17 protein-coding genes are annotated in these 19,139 nt (G+C 51.6%); 4 read left to right on the top strand and 13 right to left on the bottom strand.

Annotation, left to right across the window (positions count from 1 at the left end):
• Nucleotide 1 precedes the first annotated feature (1 nt).
• From fabZ to rpsB, 12 genes are all read right to left on the bottom strand, one after another.
• Nucleotides 2-457, bottom strand: a complete 456-nt coding sequence (gene fabZ, locus OGY72_RS20010) for a 3-hydroxyacyl-ACP dehydratase FabZ (RefSeq protein ID WP_003018528.1) — start codon at nucleotides 455-457, stop codon at nucleotides 2-4.
• Between the two features lie 103 nt (nucleotides 458-560).
• Nucleotides 561-1,586, bottom strand: a complete 1,026-nt coding sequence (lpxD, locus tag OGY72_RS20005) for a UDP-3-O-(3-hydroxymyristoyl)glucosamine N-acyltransferase (protein ID WP_003018531.1) — start codon at nucleotides 1,584-1,586, stop codon at nucleotides 561-563.
• A gap of 3 nt (nucleotides 1,587-1,589) precedes the next feature.
• Nucleotides 1,590-2,075 carry a molecular chaperone Skp gene (skp, locus tag OGY72_RS20000; protein WP_003018533.1) on the bottom strand — a complete coding sequence of 162 codons (486 nt, stop codon included), beginning with the start codon at nucleotides 2,073-2,075 and terminating at the stop codon, nucleotides 1,590-1,592.
• 122 nt (nucleotides 2,076-2,197) lie between these two features.
• Complete coding sequence (bamA, locus tag OGY72_RS19995) at nucleotides 2,198-4,606, bottom strand: outer membrane protein assembly factor BamA (RefSeq protein ID WP_286548994.1); 2,409 nt, start codon at nucleotides 4,604-4,606, stop codon at nucleotides 2,198-2,200.
• A 29-nt stretch (nucleotides 4,607-4,635) separates the two neighbouring features.
• Nucleotides 4,636-5,988: a sigma E protease regulator RseP gene (gene rseP, locus OGY72_RS19990; protein WP_003829173.1), complete on the bottom strand. Its 1,353-nt coding sequence runs from the start codon at nucleotides 5,986-5,988 to the stop codon at nucleotides 4,636-4,638.
• 11 nt (nucleotides 5,989-5,999) lie between these two features.
• On the bottom strand, nucleotides 6,000-6,857 hold the full coding sequence (gene cdsA / locus OGY72_RS19985; RefSeq protein WP_003829174.1) for a phosphatidate cytidylyltransferase: 858 nt from the start codon (nucleotides 6,855-6,857) through the stop codon (nucleotides 6,000-6,002).
• A 12-nt stretch (nucleotides 6,858-6,869) separates the two neighbouring features.
• Entirely contained in the window at nucleotides 6,870-7,628 is a 759-nt protein-coding gene (gene ispU, locus OGY72_RS19980; RefSeq protein WP_008786266.1) for a (2E,6E)-farnesyl-diphosphate-specific ditrans,polycis-undecaprenyl-diphosphate synthase, read from the bottom strand.
• A gap of 187 nt (nucleotides 7,629-7,815) precedes the next feature.
• Nucleotides 7,816-9,012: a 1-deoxy-D-xylulose-5-phosphate reductoisomerase gene (ispC, locus tag OGY72_RS19975; protein ID WP_003829176.1), complete on the bottom strand. Its 1,197-nt coding sequence runs from the start codon at nucleotides 9,010-9,012 to the stop codon at nucleotides 7,816-7,818.
• Between the two features lie 183 nt (nucleotides 9,013-9,195).
• Nucleotides 9,196-9,753, bottom strand: coding sequence for a ribosome recycling factor (frr, locus tag OGY72_RS19970; protein WP_003018547.1), 558 nt, complete (start codon nucleotides 9,751-9,753; stop codon nucleotides 9,196-9,198).
• 139 nt (nucleotides 9,754-9,892) lie between these two features.
• Nucleotides 9,893-10,618, bottom strand: coding sequence for a UMP kinase (gene pyrH, locus OGY72_RS19965; RefSeq protein WP_003018549.1), 726 nt, complete (start codon nucleotides 10,616-10,618; stop codon nucleotides 9,893-9,895).
• Nucleotides 10,619-10,763: 145 nt separating this feature from the next.
• Nucleotides 10,764-11,615: a translation elongation factor Ts gene (tsf, locus tag OGY72_RS19960; protein ID WP_003018551.1), complete on the bottom strand. Its 852-nt coding sequence runs from the start codon at nucleotides 11,613-11,615 to the stop codon at nucleotides 10,764-10,766.
• 136 nt (nucleotides 11,616-11,751) lie between these two features.
• Nucleotides 11,752-12,477, bottom strand: coding sequence for a 30S ribosomal protein S2 (gene rpsB / locus OGY72_RS19955; RefSeq protein WP_003018553.1), 726 nt, complete (start codon nucleotides 12,475-12,477; stop codon nucleotides 11,752-11,754).
• A 449-nt stretch (nucleotides 12,478-12,926) separates the two neighbouring features.
• Between rpsB and map the strand changes: the two genes are divergently transcribed.
• From map to OGY72_RS19935, 4 genes are all read left to right on the top strand, one after another.
• On the top strand, nucleotides 12,927-13,721 hold the full coding sequence (gene map, locus OGY72_RS19950; RefSeq protein ID WP_003829182.1) for a type I methionyl aminopeptidase: 795 nt from the start codon (nucleotides 12,927-12,929) through the stop codon (nucleotides 13,719-13,721).
• A gap of 103 nt (nucleotides 13,722-13,824) precedes the next feature.
• Nucleotides 13,825-16,497, top strand: a complete 2,673-nt coding sequence (gene glnD, locus OGY72_RS19945) for a bifunctional uridylyltransferase/uridylyl-removing protein GlnD (protein ID WP_126319189.1) — start codon at nucleotides 13,825-13,827, stop codon at nucleotides 16,495-16,497.
• Between the two features lie 31 nt (nucleotides 16,498-16,528).
• Entirely contained in the window at nucleotides 16,529-17,353 is an 825-nt protein-coding gene (gene dapD / locus OGY72_RS19940) for a 2,3,4,5-tetrahydropyridine-2,6-dicarboxylate N-succinyltransferase (RefSeq protein WP_003829186.1), read from the top strand.
• A gap of 109 nt (nucleotides 17,354-17,462) precedes the next feature.
• Complete coding sequence (locus OGY72_RS19935; RefSeq protein WP_003018562.1) at nucleotides 17,463-17,849, top strand: DUF3461 family protein; 387 nt, start codon at nucleotides 17,463-17,465, stop codon at nucleotides 17,847-17,849.
• Between the two features lie 93 nt (nucleotides 17,850-17,942).
• On the opposite strand, the gene cdaR is transcribed toward OGY72_RS19935, so the two are convergent.
• Nucleotides 17,943-19,100 carry a DNA-binding transcriptional regulator CdaR gene (cdaR, locus tag OGY72_RS19930; protein WP_003829189.1) on the bottom strand — a complete coding sequence of 386 codons (1,158 nt, stop codon included), beginning with the start codon at nucleotides 19,098-19,100 and terminating at the stop codon, nucleotides 17,943-17,945.
• Nucleotides 19,101-19,139: the final 39 nt, after the last annotated feature.

Below are 19,139 nucleotides of genomic sequence, written 5' to 3'. Positions count from 1 at the left end.
ATCAGGCCTCCCGGCTACGGGCACACATCATCGTTGCTTCGCACACAACTTTACCGTCGACCAGCGCAACCCCTTTAAAACGGGTCAGGCCACGGCGCGTTTTCTCGAAAGTCACTTCCATGATCATCTGATCGCCAGGCACGACAGGACGCTTAAAGCGTGCTTCATCAATACCCGCGAAATAATACAGTTCGCCTGGTTCCAGTTTTCCTACGCTTTTAAACGCGAGGATACCGGTAGCCTGTGCCATCGCTTCCAGAATCAATACGCCAGGGAAAATAGGTTTACCCGGGAAGTGGCCCTGAAAGAAAGGCTCGTTAACGGATACATTTTTCACTGCGCGCAGAAAACGACCTTCTTCAAAATCCAGCACGCGGTCAACCAGCAGAAACGGAAAACGGTGCGGCAGAAGTTCTAAAATCTCTTCAATATGCAGAGTATGAGTGTTAGTAGTCAAAATACTCTTCCTGTCAAAATATACTAAAAGGCAATAATAACACGGCCTGTCGCAATCGTATGAATGGGACAGGCCGAAAAGTCAGACATGCAAAAACGGTGCTTTAGTCTTGTTGATTAACCTTGCGCTCAATCGCTTTGAGGCGCTTGCTCATATCATCAATATTCATCACCAGTGCAGCTGTTTTACGCCATACCTTGTTGGGTTGTAGCGGAATGCCTGAGGAGTAGACGCCAGGTTCGGTGATAGGACGCATCACCATACCCATGCCAGTCACCGTGACTTTGTCGCATATTTCCATATGCCCATTGATCACGCTGGCGCCGCCAATCATGCAATAACGGCCAATCTTCAGGCTACCCGCCATAATGACGCCACCGGCTACCGCCGTATTGTCGCCAATCACAACGTTATGCGCAATCTGGCACTGGTTATCAATGATAACACCATTACCGATCACAGTATCGTCCAGAGCACCACGGTCAATGGTGGTACAAGCGCCGATCTCGACGCGATCGCCGATAATCACGCGACCAAGCTGGGGGATCTTCACCCAGTTACCACGATCGTTCGCGTAACCAAATCCATCAGATCCAACGACGGTGCTGGACTGGATCAGGCAATTTTCACCGATCTGGATGTCGTGGTAAATCGTCACATTCGCCCACAAGCGTGAACCTGCACCGATTTTGGTATTTTTTCCGACGAAACAACCTGCACCGATAACCACGTTATCGCCCAGTTCTACGCCAGACTCAATGACCGCATTTGCGCCCACAGAGACATTATTACCCAGCTTCGCCGTTGCATCGATCACTGCACTGGGTGCAATGTTCTGTGCAGGCTGAGGCGTGGTATCTAAAATTTGCGCCATACGTGCATAGGTCAGGTAGGGATTCTTCACTACCAGCGCCGCACTCTTAGCAAAAGGAAGATCGTCCTGCGTCATCACAACGGCAGACGCCTGGCATACGCCTAAGTGTTCACGGTATTTAGGATTCACCATGAACGTGATATTGCCAGTTTGCGCAGATTGCATGGACGCTACGCCGGTGATGACGATATCGCCATCACCGTGTAATTCTGCATCCAACTGCTCTGCTAAATCAGCCAGTCGAATTGAAGGCATTACTTATTTAACCTGTTTCAGTACGTCAGCGGTGATGTCTTTTACATCGCTGCTGTTGTATGCAACGGTGTTTGCGTCAACGACCAGATCAATGCTCTGGCTGCTGGCAACAGATTTCACAGCTGTCTGGATACGAGTAACCAGTTTGCCACGTTCTTCGTTGGAACGACGTGCACGATCCTGCTCGAAAGCCTGAGCTTTCTGAGAGAAAGTCTGGCGCTGAGCCATAACGTCTTTTTCCAGCTTGGTACGATCGCTACCCGCTTTCATTGATTGCAGACGCTGCATTTTAGATTGCAGATCGGATTCCATACGCTGCAGTTCGCTGGCACGGCCTTTGAACTCGTTTTCCAGCGTAGCAGAAACACCCGTCTTCTGTGCAACCTGTTGGAACAGGCTACCCATATTGACGATTGCAATTTTGTCAGCAGCCTGTGCGGACGTTGCCATCGCTAAACCGAGACCTGCAGCTAATAACCACTTTTTCACAATTAACTCCTTACCATCCCATTTGCACCCGAAGGTGCAGTTCTTTGCGTGGCCAGGCGATCCCATGCAAGATCGCCTAAAGTCATCGCTACACTACCACTACATTCCTTTGCGAAGAACAGTTACCAGGTTTTACCAATGTTAAACTGGAACTGTTCCGCTTTGTCTCCATCGTACTTCTTGAACGGCTGGGCGTAGGAGAAAACCAACGGCCCCAATGGGGACATCCATTGTAACGCGATACCCGCTGACATACGGATATTGCTCGGATCACTATAGTCCGGCACATCCGACGGCGCAGATGACGGATCCCAGTTAGTATCCCAAACGGTACCCATATCCCAGAAGAAGGAAGTACGGACCGAGTTAGCATACTTATCGCTGATAAACGGCGTCGGGGTAATAAATTCCAGGCTGGCGACAGCCATGGCGTTACCACCTACCGCATCATCTGATTTACAGCCTGAAGACTGAGTACAGGCTTCGTAATCATCATTGTTATCATTAGGATCAGTGTGAGCGCCATAGCCATAAACCGCCTTCGGGCCGATAGTATTCGACTGGAAGCCACTGGAACCACCGGCGTAGAAGTTCTCGTAGAACGGCATCTCTTTGCTGCCAATGCCATCCCCATAACCTACCTTGGTACGACCCAGAACAACCCACTTGTGGTCGTCATCGATCGGCATATAGGTCGCGGTATCCATCGACAGTTTGTAGTATTCGTTGTCAGAACCCGGAATGGTGACTTTACCGTTCAGGTTGACACGCGAACCGTCTGTCGGGAAATAACCACGGTCTAACTTGTTGTATGTCCAACCGTAGTTAAAGGTGAAATCATCAGCGGCAAAACTGCTGGTATCAGCGGATTGTCCCATCGACTCAAGATAACGATCCATTGCGATCTGCGGCTGCATATTGGACAGTTTGTTATGTACATAACCCAGGCCCGCGCGCAACGTGTTGTATTCGTTGATCGGGAAGCCCAGCGTCACGTCTGTACCATAACTTTTGTTGGTATAATCGGACAGGTCTGCATCATCCGCTTCAAAGTCGTTATAGAAGACGCGGCCACCAAGGCTCACACCATCAACGGTGAAGTACGGGTTAGTGACAGACAACTCAGTATAGGTCTGGTAATCGTTTTTGGTGCCGTTAATCCCGACAGAATAACCGGTACCTAACCAGTTATCCTGCTGAACGCCAGCCTGGAAGCTCACGCCGCTCTCGGTACCGTAACCGACGCCGAAGTTAAAGCTACCGGTGTTACGCTCTTTAACCTTGTAGACTACATCAACCTGATCCGGGCGGCCCGGAACACGCTGAGTATCAGTATCAACGGTTTCAAAGTAACCCAGACGGTTCAGACGCTCTTTACCCTGGTCGACAAGATCGCTGCCCAGCCATGCGCCTTCCATCTGACGCATTTCGCGACGCAGAACGGAGTCTTTAGAAGTGTCGTTACCTTCAAAACGGATCTTACGCACATAGAAACGGTTACCCGCATCCACGTTTACACGCAATTTAACGGTTTTGTCAGCGTCGTTGATTTCAGGCTGCGACTGAACGCGCGGATAGGCATAGCCATAGCGACCCAGAAGCTTCTTGATGTCATCTTCCATTTTGGTCACTTTGGTGCCGTTATAGAGTTCACCTGGCTCGATCTTCGTCAGGGTCTCAATTTCGGCGGAGTGCCCGGCCAGGTTACCGCTCACCTGAACCCCAGAAAGCTTGTACTGCTCGCCTTCAGTGATGTTAACGGTGATGTAGATGCCTTTTTTATCCGGCGTCAGGCTGACCTGAGTGGAATCAATATTGAAGCGAGCATAACCGCGATCCAGATAGTAGCTGCGCAGGGTTTCAAGATCGCCCGCCAGCTTCTGTTTCTGGTATTTACGATCGCCTACCACATTCCACCACGGCACTTCGTCACGCAACTGGAAGTGAGAGATAAGTTCGTCAGTTGAGAAGGCATGGTTGCCGACGATATTGATCTGTTGGATCTTCGCCGAAACACCTTCCTGGAAGACCAGCTTGAGGTCAACACGGTTACGCGGCAACGGCGTCACCACCGCTTTCACACTGGCGCTGTACTTACCGACGCTATAGTAGAAATCTTCCAGGCCCTTTTCGATATCGGCAAGCGTTGTGCGATCCAGAGACTCGCCAACACGCACGCCAGACGCCTCGAGGTTTTGCTTCAGCATGTCATCTTTCACCGATTTGTTACCGGAGAAAGTGATGCTGGCAATCGTCGGACGTTCTTTTACCTGAACCAGAAGGGTATCACCATCGCGCAGGACGCGGACATCCTCAAAGTTACCGGTGGCGAACAGAGCACGAATGGTATTACTGATGTCTTCATCATTAACCGTGTCGCCTGTGCGCACCGGCATACTGAGGAGAGCCGCACCAACGGCGACTCGCTGTAGGCCTTCGAAATGAATGTCCTTCACTACGAACCCTTCAGCACCGTATACGGTGGCGCTGCTAAACAGCAGCGACGCTATGAGCAACTTTTTCATCGCCATCGTTATTATGCGTTCTTCCTAACACTCTCTTACAACCGAGAGAAATCATTGAAAAGTGCAAGCCCCATTAACAACACCAGCAAGATAGAGCCAATGCGATAACTAAAGTCTTGAACCCGCTCGGATACCGGACCGCCCTTCAGCTTTTCAATCGCCAGGAACAGCAGATGCCCCCCGTCAAGAACGGGCAACGGAAACAGGTTGATTATCCCTAAGTTCACGCTGATAAGCGCAAGGAACATCAGGTAATAAATAATCCCGAACTCCGCTGACATCCCAGCCCCCTGGGCGATAGAAATCGGCCCACTGAGGTTGTTCAGTTTTACATCACCGGTAATCAATTTTCCCAGCATACTGACCGTCAGCTTCATCAACTGCCACGTTTTATCCGAGGCTTCGAGGATGGCGCTGAATGGCCCATACTGGCGTACAGTCTTATACTCATCAGGCAGAGGAATAACTTTAGGCACCACGCCCGCAAACCCTTCTGCCTTCCCGTTAACCTGTTTTGAATCTGGGGTTAACGTTAAAGACAAGGAACTTCCTTGTCTTTCAATATCTAGCGCTAACGGCGTATCCGGATTATCGCGCACCAGAGTCACGAACGTCATCCATTGCGTCAGTGACTGACCATTGACTTTAACGATCCTGTCGCCAGCTTGCAAACCTGCCTTACTTGCAGCGGAATTAACCTGCACTTCTGACAGTACCGGTTCAATCTGCGGACCACGCGGACGCATGCCCAAACTAGAGACAGGATCCTCTTTGTCTGGCTCAAATGCCCAATGGCGTAAATCCAGCGTTTTGTCCTGCCGCTGGTTGCTGCCAAACTGCGCCACGCTGAGGGTTGTATGCTCATCGCCGATTTTGGATACCAGTTGCAATCGCACTGCATCCCAATCAGGGGTTTCGATGCCATCAACCGCTTTTAGTTCCGTACCCGGCTGAATTTGCGCCTGTGCAGCAATCGAGTTGGGTGTTATTTCACCAACAACAGGACGAACGCCAGGGACACCAATGATAAACACCAGCCAATAAGCAAAAATAGCAAAAAGGAAGTTTGCAATCGGACCCGCGGCGATAATAGCAGCACGTTGTCCAACCGTTTTATTGTTGAAGGCGTAATGGCGCAATTCCGGTGCGACCGGTTCAGCGCGCTCATCCAGCATTTTGACGTAACCGCCGAGGGGAATCATGGCGATGACGTATTCCGTACCTGATTTATCGGTACGCCGCCAAAGCGCTTTTCCAAAGCCAATGGAAAAGCGTTCGACGCGGACTCCGCAGCGCCGCGCAACCCAGAAATGACCAAATTCATGCACGGTGATAAGCACACCAAGTGCGATGATGAACGCAGCCAAATTCCAGAGAATACTCAGCATAAGACCATCCGTTAGAGCGTCCTGAACACCAGTAACAACAGGCAGGCAAAGACCGGTACCGCAGCCGTCAGGCTATCAATACGATCCAGAATACCACCGTGTCCTGGAATTAAGTGACCACTGTCCTTAATACCTGCTTCACGCTTAAACATACTCTCGGTCAGGTCACCCAGCACGGAGGCCAGGGCTGCAACGATGGAGCAAATGAGCAAGGTGACAGGCGCAACTTCAAGATTCGCCCACATGCCATAACCCCATGAGATCACGGCCGCAGTGGCGAGTCCGCCAATAAAACCCTGCCAGGTTTTACCAGGAGAAACCTTCGGTGCCAGCTTATGTTTGCCAAACAGCTTACCAAACATATACGCACCAGAGTCTGCTCCCCAAACGAGGATCATGACATATAGCAGCCATAGCGCGCCACTATAATGATTCTCATCATAGTGCCATGCACGTAACGCCAGCATTCCCCAAAAGAACGGGACAATGGTTAACACGCCGAAAATTATGCGTAATGTTTTGGAATTACGCCAGACCGACGCAGACCCTGGGTAAAACAATACCAGTAATAGCGCTACGACCCACCAGCCCAGCGACGCCCACAGCGATACTTCAACCAGCGGTTGATGGATATCGCGATGGTATTCTGGCAGCAAAAATAGCATCAGTGCCAGCAATAGCCCGCACAAAACCGCCAGCCAGACTCGCTGCGTACGCGTGGTAAAACCGCTTAACTGTCCCCATTCCCAGGCGGCCAACATACAGACGACCAACGTAACAATGGCGAACCCCACCGGCGGCAGCAAAAACAGCGCCGCGATGACAACGGGTATTAAAACAAAAGCAGAAATCAGGCGATACTTCAGCAAAAGCGACCCCCATCAGGCTTTTTCATCACCGGGTTCGGTGCCGCCGAAACGACGCTCACGATTAGCAAAGGCATGCAGCGCACCTTCAAAGTCTTGTTCATCGAAATCGGGCCAGAGAACATCGGTAAAGTAAAGTTCGGCGTAGGCAATTTGCCACAACAGAAAATTACTAATTCGGTGCTCTCCCCCAGTCCTTATCACTAAATCCACAGGAGCCAGCTCATGCATACAAATTTGCTGCCCAAGCATCTCTTCATCGATTTGCTCAGGATGCAGCACACCGTCCTGCACCTGTTGTGCCAGTTGCCTGACTCCCTGGACAATATCCCACCGTCCACCGTAATTCGCTGCAATATTCAGCGTCAACCCGGTATTCTGGGCGGTAATCGCTTCTGATTTGCGAATCCGTTCTTGCAAACGTGAGTTAAATCGACTGATATCCCCGATAATACGCAGGCGTACGTTATGGCGATGCAGGTTTTTCACTTCACTATCAAGTGCCCACACAAACAGTTCCATTAACGCGCTCACTTCCTGCGCAGGTCGGTTCCAGTTCTCACTGCTAAAGGCATACAGCGTTAACGCATCAATACCGTTATTTGCAGCAAAAGAGACAGCCCGGCGGACGGATTTTGCTCCAGCCTTATGCCCAAAGGCGCGAATCTTCCCTTGCTTTTTCGCCCAGCGGCCATTGCCATCCATGATAATTGCGACATGGCGACAACCATGTGCTGGCAAATTTTCGCTTAATGGTTTAGTTGCAGACAACATAACGCGTTATTAGTCCCTGAAAGGATTTACGGTACTCAGGAATACTGAAGCCTATCCACAAAAAAGCCGTGTCAAACCACGGCTTACCCGACCGAAAAAAAGCAAATACCCGCGATCGGGTGGCGCAGACTATATCACTGAAGCCCAACGCTAACAAATAGCACGATTCTCCGTAGAGGGATTATCATCAGCTTGAGAGTCGCATCACTTCTTTTCTGGCGACTTCCCGCGCGATGGCATCGACCTTCAACACGTCGTCAACGCTCTGTGGTTCCTGCAAATCCATCTTATCCAGTACGGATAAATTGAGATCGGCAATATCGGTAAATCGGATCTGCTGCGCCAGGAATGCGGCAACGGTAATTTCATTCGCGGCATTGAGTGCGGTCGTCGCCGCCTGACCTTGCTCAAACGCGTCCATCGCCAGTTTCAGGCACGGATAACGCTGGTAGTCAGGTGCGGAAAACGTCAACGCACTGAGTTTGCAAAAGTCGACAGGCTTAACACCAGACGTCACACGTTCTGGCCATGCCATCGTATGGGCAATAGGTGTACGCATATCAGGTTCACCCAACTGCGCCAGAACACTACCATCCTGATAACGGACCATCGAATGAATAACCGACTGCGGGTGGATCAGCACTTCCATCTGGCTTGCACTGGCATTAAATAACCAACGCGCTTCAATGTATTCCAGACCTTTGTTCATCATGGTGGCGGAATCGACAGAAATTTTTCGTCCCATCGACCAATTCGGATGACGACATGCCTGATCGGGGGTCATAGAGACCAGATCGCGCAATGGCGTTTCACGGAATGGGCCACCAGACCCGGTAAGCAGAACTGACATGACGCCGTTTTGCTCAAGGTCAGCGTATCCCAGATTGTGTTGGATAGGTTGCGGTAAACTCTGAAAAATCGCGTTATGCTCGCTATCTACCGGCAAAAGCTGCGCTTTGTGGCGTTTCACGTCGTCCATAAACAGACGACCGCAGGTCACCAGCGATTCTTTATTCGCCAGCAAAATGCTTTTACTCGCACGAATTGCCGCCAGCGTCGGCAGCAAACCCGCTGCGCCGACAATCGCCGCCATGACCTGATCAACATCATCCAGCGCAGCCATATCACAGGCAGCCTGCTGCCCGCTCATCACCTCGGTACGGCTACCCTGTGCCAAAAGAGCAGCTTTTACCTGTGCCGCGCTTTTTTCATCATCCATTACCGCATAGCGAGGCGCAAACTCCAGGCATTGCTCTACCATACGGGCAACATTTTTACCCGCCACCAACGCAGCAACACGAAATTTTTCCGGGTTATGGCGTACTACATCCAGCGTACTGCAACCAATGGAACCGGTTGATCCCAGGATGGTTAATTGCTTCATCGGACATCCAGAAGAATTTTACTCGTCATACTTCAAGTTGCATGTACGTTGGCTTTACTCGGCCTTTGGCGTCACCGCCTTCCTGCAACTTGAAATATTTAGAGTATGTAGACAGAAAAAAGCAAAACGCCGCCATCCAGCCTTCTCAGGCCTTCTAAGCGGCGTTTTTAGCGTACAGGCGAATCAGAACTGCATCAGTTCTGCTTCTTTCTCTGCCAGCGCCGCATCAACTTTCTTGATTGCTGCGTCAGTCAGTTTCTGTACGTCGTCCTGAGAACGGCGATCGTCATCTTCGCTGATCTCTTTTTCTTTCAACAACGCTTTCACTTTGTCGTTTGCATCACGGCGTACGTTACGTACCGCAACACGCGCGCCTTCAGCTTCACCACGTACGATCTTGGTCAGATCTTTACGACGTTCTTCGGTCAGCGGCGGCAGCGGAACGCGGATGTCAGAGCCCGCAGAGCTTGGATTCAGACCGAGGTCGGAAGCCATGATTGCTTTCTCAACGGCTGGACCCATAGAACGGTCAAATACGTTGATTTTCAGGGTACGGGAATCTTCAACCGTTACGCTTGCCAGCTGGCGCAGCGGAGTCGGCGTGCCGTAATATTCCACGACAATACCATCCAGCAGGCTAGGAGAAGCACGACCCGTGCGAATTTTGCTGATTTGGTTTTTGAACGCTTCGACGCATTTGTCCATGCGTACTTCAGCATCTTTTCTGATATCGTTGATCACGTTACGAATCCTTGAAAGCTTGTTTCAGTCAGACCATACCCGCCACGCAAGATGTGACAAGTATAGTCTTGATTAATTTTGAGGGACGTATCCCGCGACATTAAAGCGGAATATTACCTGCATTTAGCCGCAACGGGAATTATTCCGTGATTAACGTGCCTTCTTTTTCACCCATAACAACACGGCGCAGTGCACCTGGTTTGTTCATGTTAAAGACACGAATCGGTAATTTGTGGTCACGAGCCAGCGTGAACGCGGCAAGATCCATTACTTTCAGCTCTTTATCCAGTACTTCAGTGTAGGTCAACTGTTCGTACATAGTCGCCGTTGGATCTTTAGCCGGGTCGGCAGTAAATACGCCATCGACTTTGGTGGCTTTCAGAACCACATCCGCTTCAATTTCAATACCGCGCAGGCAGGCTGCAGAATCGGTGGTGAAGAACGGATTGCCGGTACCCGCAGACAAAATAACAACGCGGTTGTTACGCAGCAGGCTGATAGCTTCAGCCCAGCTGTAGTTATCACACACGCCGTTCAGAGGAATTGCGGACATCAAGCGAGCGTTCACATAGGCGCGGTGAAGCGCATCGCGCATCGCCAGACCGTTCATTACGGTGGCTAACATGCCCATGTGGTCGCCCACAACGCGGTTCATCCCCGCTTTCGCCAGACCAGCGCCACGGAACAGGTTACCACCACCAATCACTACGCCAACCTGAATACCCAGCTCAACCAGCTCTTTGATTTCCTGAGCCATGCGGTCGAGGATGCTTGCATCAATACCGAAGCCTTCTGAACCTTGCAGAGCTTCGCCACTTAACTTAAGCAGAATACGTTTGTAGACGGGTTTTGCATTGGTAGCCATGTTTCTTTCCTGAGACTGTCAACGAATGAGATGAGTTAATTCCGGCGACATTGTATGTCGCTTTTCAGCATGACCACTATAGCGGTTCGCTGAATTTACAAGCCAGACACAAAAAGAAGCCGCCCTCAGGCGGCTCCTTTAAAAATTAAGACTGCTTGGACATCGCAGCAACTTCTGCTGCAAAGTCAGTCTCAACTTTCTCGATGCCTTCACCCACTTCAAAGCGGATGAAACCCGTTACGTCAGCGTTATGCTCTTTCAGCAGCTGACCAACAGATTTGCTCGGTTCCATGACGAAAGGCTGACCGGTCAGAGAAACTTCGCCGGTGAATTTCTTCATGCGGCCTTCAACCATTTTCTCTGCGATTTCTTTCGGCTTGCCAGACTGCATAGCGATATCCAGCTGAACCTGGTATTCTTTTTCTACCACTTCAGCGGAAACGTCTTCCGGCTTAACAAATTCTGGTTTGCTTGCAGCAACGTGCATTGCCAGCTGTTTAACCAGTTCTTCGTCAGCGCCAGTTGCAGCAACCAGAACACCGATACGAGCACCATGCTGGTAGTTACCCAGAACTTCGCCTTCCAGGGAAGCAACGCGACGGATGTTGATGTTCTCACCGATTTTAGCAACCAGAGCAACACGTTCTTCTTCGAACTGTGCTTTCAGAACTTCAACGTCAGTGATTTTGCCAGCAACGGCAGCGTCCAGTACTTTGTCAGCAAATGCCTGGAAACCAGCATCTTTAGCAACGAAGTCAGTCTGGCAGTTAACTTCCAGAATGAAAGCGATGTTGCCGTCGATTTTGGTTTTGATTACGCCGTCAGCAGCAACGTTGCCTGCTTTTTTCGCCGCTTTGATTGCACCGGACTTACGCATGTTTTCGATTGCCAGCTCGATGTCGCCATTAGCTTCAGTCAGTGCTTTTTTGCAATCCATCATGCCTGCGCCAGTACGCTCACGCAGCTCTTTTACCAGGGATGCGGTAATTTCAGCCATTCTAAAATCCTCGGAAGATTTGATCTGCCCGGCATGAAACCGCACAGATTTAAAAGTGAAAAAGGGGGCCATATACAGGCCCCCTAACCAAACGTGATACTACCTGGTCTATAAGGGCTCTAACGAGCGTGCCTTATTATTCAGCTTCTACGAAGCTTTCTTCCGCCTGGGAAGCCAGATCCTGAGAACGGCCTTCACGAACGGTAGTAGCTACAGCGCCCAGGTACAGGGTCACAGCACGGATTGCGTCGTCGTTACCCGGGATAACGAAGTCAACACCGTCCGGATCAGAGTTGGTATCAACGATAGCAAATACTGGGATACCCAGGTTGTTTGCTTCTTTGATAGCAATGTGCTCGTGGTCAGCATCGATTACGAACAGAGCGTCCGGCAGACCGCCCATGTCTTTGATACCGCCCAGGCTGTTTTCCAGTTTCTCAAGCTCACGAGTACGCATCAGCGCTTCTTTCTTGGTCAGCTTTTCGAAAGTACCGTCCTGAGACTGAGTTTCCAGATCTTTCAGACGTTTGATGGACTGACGAACGGTTTTCCAGTTAGTCAGCATACCGCCCAGCCAGCGATGGTTCACGAAGAACTGGTCGCAGCTGTTAGCAGCTTCTTTCACCGCTTCGCTTGCAGCGCGTTTAGTACCAACGAAAAGGATTTTACCTTTACGAGCAGAGATCTTGTTCAGTTCAGCCAGAGCTTCGTTGAACATCGGTACAGTTTTCTCAAGGTTGATGATATGAACTTTGTTACGCGCACCGAAGATGAACGGCTTCATTTTCGGGTTCCAGTAACGGGTCTGGTGACCGAAGTGAACACCAGCCTTGAGCATGTCGCGCATGGAAACAGTTGCCATGATTAAAACCTCTATATATAAAAGTTGGGGTTAAGCCTCCACGCATCCCATATTACCGACCCCAAAGGGCACCCCGGAATATGTGCCGATACGTGTGTGTTGTTACACAAAGTGAGATTTGTCGCTCCCGTCCATCGTGTGTAGTCTTCGAATGGATCGGAAGTCCGGCGCGCTTTATACCACAAATACGCCACCGACACCAATAATTGTTGGCGGTCTGTGCTGAATGAACGATGAATTTCGTGTTACAGGAAGGCGGCAAAATTTTGAATCCCCGGGAGCTTACAACCAGTAAGTGACTGGGGTGAAAAAATGTAGCCAACGCATTTGTGGCACGAAAGGCGAAGTTCAGAATGATTCTCAATTTGGCAGGGTACACCCCAGACTGATACCATTGACAGCACTTACACAATTATTGTCGAAATAATCGACACTGATGGACAGAATTTATGGCTATCTCAATCAAGACCCCTGAAGAAATCGAAAAAATGCGCGTCGCTGGCCGCCTGGCCGCTGATGTACTGGAAATGATCGCGCCGTTTGTTAAACCGGGCGTCAGCACCGGCGAGCTGGATCGCCTCTGTAATGACTATATCGTGAATGAGCAGCAGGCCATTTCCGCCTGCCTGGGCTATCACGGCTATCCGAAATCCGTATGTATCTCTATTAATGAAGTGGTGTGCCACGGGATCCCGGACGACGCCAAGCTCCTGAAAGACGGCGATATCGTCAACATCGACGTTACCGTGATTAAAGATGAGTACCACGGTGACACCTCGAAAATGTTCATCGTCGGCAAACCAACTATTCTGGGCGAGCGTCTGTGCCGCGTCACGCAGGAAAGCCTGTATCTGGCACTGCGGATGGTGAAACCGGGTATTCGCCTGCGCACGCTGGGCGCTGCAATTCAGAAATACGCGGAAGGTGAAGGTTTCTCTGTCGTTCGTGAATACTGCGGTCACGGTATCGGTCGCGGCTTCCATGAAGAGCCGCAGGTTCTGCACTACGATGCAGACGACGGTGGTGTGGTACTGCAACCGGGCATGACGTTCACCATAGAACCGATGCTGAATGCCGGTGATTACCGTATCCGTACCATGAAAGACGGCTGGACGGTGAAAACCAAAGACCGGAGCTTGTCTGCACAGTACGAGCATACTATTGTAGTGACGGAAAACGGCTGTGAAATTCTGACGTTACGCAAGGATGACACCATCCCGGCGATCATCACACACGGCGAATAATGTTTTGCCTGATGGCGCTGTCGCTTATCAGGCCTACAAATAGCACTCTCCCGTAGGCCGGATAAGCGTAAGCGTCATCCGGCTTTTTAATGGGTGGCGCATAATGAATACTCTTCCTGAACAGCACGCAAATACTGCCCTCCCCACCCTGCCAGGCCAGCCACAAAACCCAGGGACATGGCCACAACACGACCTCAACTGCTCCGGCATTAAAGCGCATATCGACACCTTCCAGAGCTGGTTAGGCGAAGCGTTTGACAGTGGAATTTCTGCAGAACAGCTCATTGAGGCCCGCACCGAATTTATTGACCAACTGCTACAGCGTTTGTGGATAGAAGCTGGGTTCGGGCAAATAGCCGATCTGGCGCTGGTTGCCGTTGGCGGCTACGGGCGAGGCGAATTGCACCCGCTTTCCGATATTGACCTGCTGATCCTGAGTCGTAAAAAGCTGCCTGATGCGCAGGCCGAGAAAGTCGGTGAGCTGTTAACGCTGCTATGGGACGTGAGGCTGGAGGTTGGACATAGCGTGCGTACGCTGGAAGAGTGTCTGCTGGAAGGATTATCAGATTTAACCGTCGCCACCAACCTGATTGAAACTCGCCTGCTGATCGGCGATGTGGCGCTGTTTCTAGAGCTGCAAAAGCATATTTTTAGCGAAGGTTTCTGGCCTTCCGACAAGTTTTACGCCGCCAAAGTGGAAGAGCAGAATCAGCGCCACCAGCGCTATCACGGCACTAGCTACAACCTGGAGCCGGATATCAAAAGCAGTCCCGGCGGCCTGCGCGATATCCATACCCTGCAGTGGGTGGCCCGTCGCCATTTTGGCGCCACCTCACTGGACGAAATGGTCGGTTTCGGCTTTTTGACGCTGGCAGAACGTGCCGAGCTCAATGAATGTTTGCATATCCTGTGGCGGATTCGCTTCGCCCTGCATCTGGTCGTTAGTCGTTACGACAACCGCCTGCTGTTTGACCGCCAGCTCAGCGTGGCGCAACGGCTAAACTACGGCGGCGAAGGCAACGAACCTATCGAGCGGATGATGAAAGACTATTTCCGCGTCACCCGACGGGTCAGCGAACTGAATCACATGCTGTTGCAACTGTTCGACGAGGCGATCCTCGCCATGCCCGCCGATGAAAAACCTCGCCCGATTGATGACGACTTCCAACTGCGCGGCACGTTGATCGATCTGCGCAACGACGATCTGTTTATCCGCAAACCCGAAGCGATACTGCGGATGTTTTACATCATGGTGCGTAACAGCGCGATCAGCGGGATTTACTCCACCACGTTGCGCCATCTGCGTCATGCCCGCCGTCATTTAACCCAACCGCTGTGCTACATCCCGGAAGCACGATCGCTGTTTCTCAGTATGTTACGCCATCCGGGTGCGGTGAGCCGCGGTCTGCTGCCGATGCATCGCCACAGCGTGTTGTGGGCCTATATGCCGCAATGGTCGCATATTGTCGGCCAAATGCAGTTTGACCTGTTTCATGCCTATACGGTGGATGAACACACCATCCGCGTAATGCTCAAGCTGGAAAGTTTTGCCAACGAAGAGACCCGTCAGCGCCATCCGCTGTGTGTGGATCTATGGCCGCGTCTGCGACAGCCGGAGTTGATTCTGATTGCCGCGCTGTTCCACGATATCGCCAAAGGCCGCGGCGGCGATCACTCGGTGCTCGGCGCTCAGGACGTGCTCAAGTTCGCCGAACTGCACGGCCTGAATTCCCGCGAAACGCAGCTGATCGTGTGGCTGGTGCGCCAGCATTTGCTGATGTCGGTGACCGCTCAGCGCCGCGATATTCAGGATCCCGAAGTGATCAAGCAATTCGCCGAAGAGGTACAAACGGAACACCGTCTGCGCTTTTTGGTGTGTCTGACCGTCGCGGATATTTGCGCCACCAACGAAACACTGTGGAATAGCTGGAAGCAAAGCCTGCTACGCGAGCTGTACTTCGCAACGGAAAAACAACTGCGTCGTGGCATGCAAAATACGCCGGATATGCGTGAGCGTGTACGCCATCATCAGCTTCAGGCGCTGGCGCTACTGCGAATGGACAACATTGATGAAGAAGCGTTGCACCACATCTGGTCACGCTGTCGCGCCAACTACTTCGTGCGTCACAGCCCAAATCAGCTGGCCTGGCATGCGCGCCATCTGCTGCAACACGATCTCAGCAAGCCGCTGATCCTGCTCAGCCCACAGGCCACGCGCGGCGGGACAGAAATTTTCATCTGGAGCCCTGACCGTCCTTACCTGTTTGCCGCCGTCTGCGCTGAACTGGACAGGCGTAATCTTAGCGTCCACGATGCGCAGATTTTCACTACCCGCGATGGGATGGCGATGGATACGTTCATCGTACTGGAACCGGACGGCAGCCCGCTGTCTTCAGACCGACATGAAGCGATCCGTTTTGGACTGGAACAGGCCATCACGCAGCGCAGTTGGCAGCCACCGCAACCGCGTCGCCAGCCGGCAAAATTACGCCACTTTACCGTCGATACTGAGGTCACCTTTTTGCCGACCCATACCGACCGAAAATCATTCCTGGAGCTTATCGCTCTCGACCAGCCCGGCCTGCTGGCGCGGGTCGGGCAGATTTTTGCCGATCTGGGAATTTCGCTGCATGGCGCCCGAATTACAACCATTGGTGAGCGAGTAGAAGATTTATTCATAATCGCCACCGCCGACCGGCGCGCCCTTAATAATGAGCTGCAGCAGGAAGTGCATCAACGGTTGACAGAGGCCCTCAATCCAAACGATAAAGGGTGATGTTTTTATTTATTATGGAAAGAGTTTAACAATGCAGCAGTTACAGAACGTTATTGAGTCCGCTTTCGAGCGCCGTGCCGACATTACTCCGGCAAATGTAGATACCGTAACCCGCGAAGCGGTGAATCAGGTTATTTCTTTACTGGATTCCGGTGCACTGCGCGTCGCAGAGAAGATTGAGGGTCAGTGGGTCACGCATCAGTGGCTGAAAAAGGCGGTCCTGCTCTCTTTCCGTATTAACGATAATCAGGTCATCGAAGGTGCGGAAAGCCGTTACTTCGATAAAGTACCGATGAAATTCGCCAACTATGACGAAGCGCGCTTCCAGAAGGAAGGTTTCCGTGTGGTTCCGCCTGCGGCCGTGCGTCAGGGTGCGTTTATCGCCCGTAACACCGTGCTGATGCCATCTTACGTAAACATCGGCGCTTATGTTGATGAAGGTACGATGGTTGATACCTGGGCGACAGTCGGTTCCTGCGCGCAAATCGGTAAAAACGTACACCTGTCCGGCGGCGTTGGCATCGGCGGCGTACTGGAGCCGTTACAGGCTAACCCGACCATCATCGAAGACAACTGCTTCATCGGCGCACGTTCTGAAGTGGTTGAAGGCGTAATCGTCGAAGAAGGCTCTGTTATTTCTATGGGCGTGTACATCGGTCAGAGCACCCGTATTTACGATCGTGAAACTGGCGAAGTGCATTATGGTCGCGTTCCGGCAGGCTCCGTGGTCGTCTCCGGCAACCTGCCGTCAAAAGATGGCAAATACAGCCTGTACTGCGCGGTGATTGTGAAGAAAGTCGATGCCAAAACGCGTGGCAAAGTGGGAATCAATGAGCTGTTACGCACCATCGACTAACAGCGATTTGAAAAAGCGGGCTTAGCCCGCTTTTTTTACATCTGCGAGTGGCATAAACAAGGCTTTTCGTTAATTATTCAATGGTTATAGTGAGCTTAAGGGTACCGCTATGTATGACAATCTGAAAAGTCTGGGCATTACTAATCCTGAAGAGATCGATCGTTACAGCCTGCGGCAAGAAGCCAACAACGATATCCTGAAAATCTATTTCCAGAAGGATAAAGGCGAGTTTTTTGCCAAGAGCGTGAAGTTCAAATATCCCCGTCAGCGCAAAACGGTGGTTGCCGATGGCGTCGGCCAGGGTTACAAAGAAGTGCAGGAGATCAGTCCCAACCTGCGCTATGTGATCGACGAACTGGATCAGATCTGCCAGCGTGATCGCAGCGAAGTCGATCTTAAACGCAAGATCCTTGATGATTTACGTCATCTTGAAAGCGTTGTGACCAACAAGATCAGCGAAATTGAAGCCGATCTCGAAAAACTGACGCGTAAATAAGCCGTTTGTTGCCGGATGGCGGCGTCTTACGCCTTATCAGGCCTACAGGTATATCCTCGTAGGCCTGTTAAGCTAGCGCCATCAGGCAATTAATCAATGCTGTTCATCCAGTTGTAACGCCACATACAGCAGCAGTCGGTCGTCAAAGTTCCCCAGATCCAGCCCGGTCAGTTCTGAAATACGATTCAGGCGATATTCCAGCGTATTGCGATGAATAAACAGTGCCTTTGAGGTGGCCAGTGGCTGGACGTTATGACGAAACCATGCCGCCAATGTCCGACGCAGCAACCCGTTGTTATCCATCGCCTTCAGCCTCACCAAAGGACGCGCCAGCTCATTGGCCTGCCAGCCACCGCGCAGGCTGTCCAGCAGCACAGGCAGCATCAAATCCTGATAGAAATAGCTACGGCTTTCCGGCATCCGCTGTTTACCGACCATCATGGTAGTGCGCGCCGTACGATACGAACGGGCAATGCTACCGGGCCCGGTAAAATAGTTGCCCAGCGATACGCGAAACCGCAGCTGTCCGTTCTCTTTCATACGGGCAATAAGCTGCTCAACGCGCTTACGATGATCTTCAGCGTCCCAGCGGCCAAACTGATTGAGCGCCGGTTTCAGCACCACCATCTCAGTCAGAGAAACAATCGCAATCAGATTATTACGTTCGGGCGTAGTCAACGCATTCTGCAATTGCTGTAGCTCCGCCATTGCACTGTCGACGCCAAGCTGGCCACTATCGACCTCCAATACCGCCACCACGCGCGGCTGGTTCAAATCAATGCCTAAACGCTGGGCCCATTCCATCAGCGCTGGCGTATTCTCTTCCGCCTGAATCAGGTTCATCACCAGCTCTTCACGCAGACGGCTATCCTGCGCTAACAGATGCATCAAGCGCGACTGTTCCAGCATCATCTCGGCGGTCATGCACACTAACTCGCCGTATTTGCGCAGATGTTCCGGCTCGCCGGTAAGGCCGATAACGCCAACGATTTCGCCTTCCAGACGCAGCGGCAGGTTTATCCCCTGTCGTACACCGTGCAAGTGACGTGCAACCGCATCGTCGATATCGACCACCCGCCCTTGCGAAAGCACCAGCAGTGCGCCTTCGTGCAATTCACCAATACGTTCGCGATCGCCGCTGCCGATTATCCGCCCACGGGCATCCATTACGTTGATATTGGTATCAATGATGCGCATGGTACGCGCCACGATATCCTGCGCCATTTTGGTATCAAGATGCCAACCAGCCATAAAACCCTCCTGTGAGCAGAGCTCAAGCATAGGGAAGAT

This window comes from Citrobacter sp. Cpo221, assembly GCF_030332345.1.
GTDB classification, from domain to species: Bacteria; Pseudomonadota; Gammaproteobacteria; order Enterobacterales; family Enterobacteriaceae; genus Citrobacter; species Citrobacter portucalensis.
Note: the sequence above shows the minus strand (reverse complement) of the source record. Positions and strands in the feature narration are given on the sequence as shown.

Coding starts and splice junctions, on each gene's coding strand:
- lpxD (WP_003018531.1), bottom strand. CDS start 1,586: ATGCCTTCAATTCGACTGGCTGATTTAGCAGAGCAGTTGGATGCAGAA.
- bamA (WP_286548994.1), bottom strand. CDS start 4,606: ATGGCGATGAAAAAGTTGCTCATAGCGTCGCTGCTGTTTAGCAGCGCC.
- rseP (WP_003829173.1), bottom strand. CDS start 5,988: ATGCTGAGTATTCTCTGGAATTTGGCTGCGTTCATCATCGCACTTGGT.
- ispU (WP_008786266.1), bottom strand. CDS start 7,628: ATGTTGTCTGCAACTAAACCATTAAGCGAAAATTTGCCAGCACATGGT.
- ispC (WP_003829176.1), bottom strand. CDS start 9,012: ATGAAGCAATTAACCATCCTGGGATCAACCGGTTCCATTGGTTGCAGT.
- pyrH (WP_003018549.1), bottom strand. CDS start 10,618: ATGGCTACCAATGCAAAACCCGTCTACAAACGTATTCTGCTTAAGTTA.
- tsf (WP_003018551.1), bottom strand. CDS start 11,615: ATGGCTGAAATTACCGCATCCCTGGTAAAAGAGCTGCGTGAGCGTACT.
- rpsB (WP_003018553.1), bottom strand. CDS start 12,477: ATGGCAACTGTTTCCATGCGCGACATGCTCAAGGCTGGTGTTCACTTC.
- map (WP_003829182.1), top strand. CDS start 12,927: ATGGCTATCTCAATCAAGACCCCTGAAGAAATCGAAAAAATGCGCGTC.
- glnD (WP_126319189.1), top strand. CDS start 13,825: ATGAATACTCTTCCTGAACAGCACGCAAATACTGCCCTCCCCACCCTG.
- dapD (WP_003829186.1), top strand. CDS start 16,529: ATGCAGCAGTTACAGAACGTTATTGAGTCCGCTTTCGAGCGCCGTGCC.
- OGY72_RS19935 (WP_003018562.1), top strand. CDS start 17,463: ATGTATGACAATCTGAAAAGTCTGGGCATTACTAATCCTGAAGAGATC.
- cdaR (WP_003829189.1), bottom strand. CDS start 19,100: ATGGCTGGTTGGCATCTTGATACCAAAATGGCGCAGGATATCGTGGCG.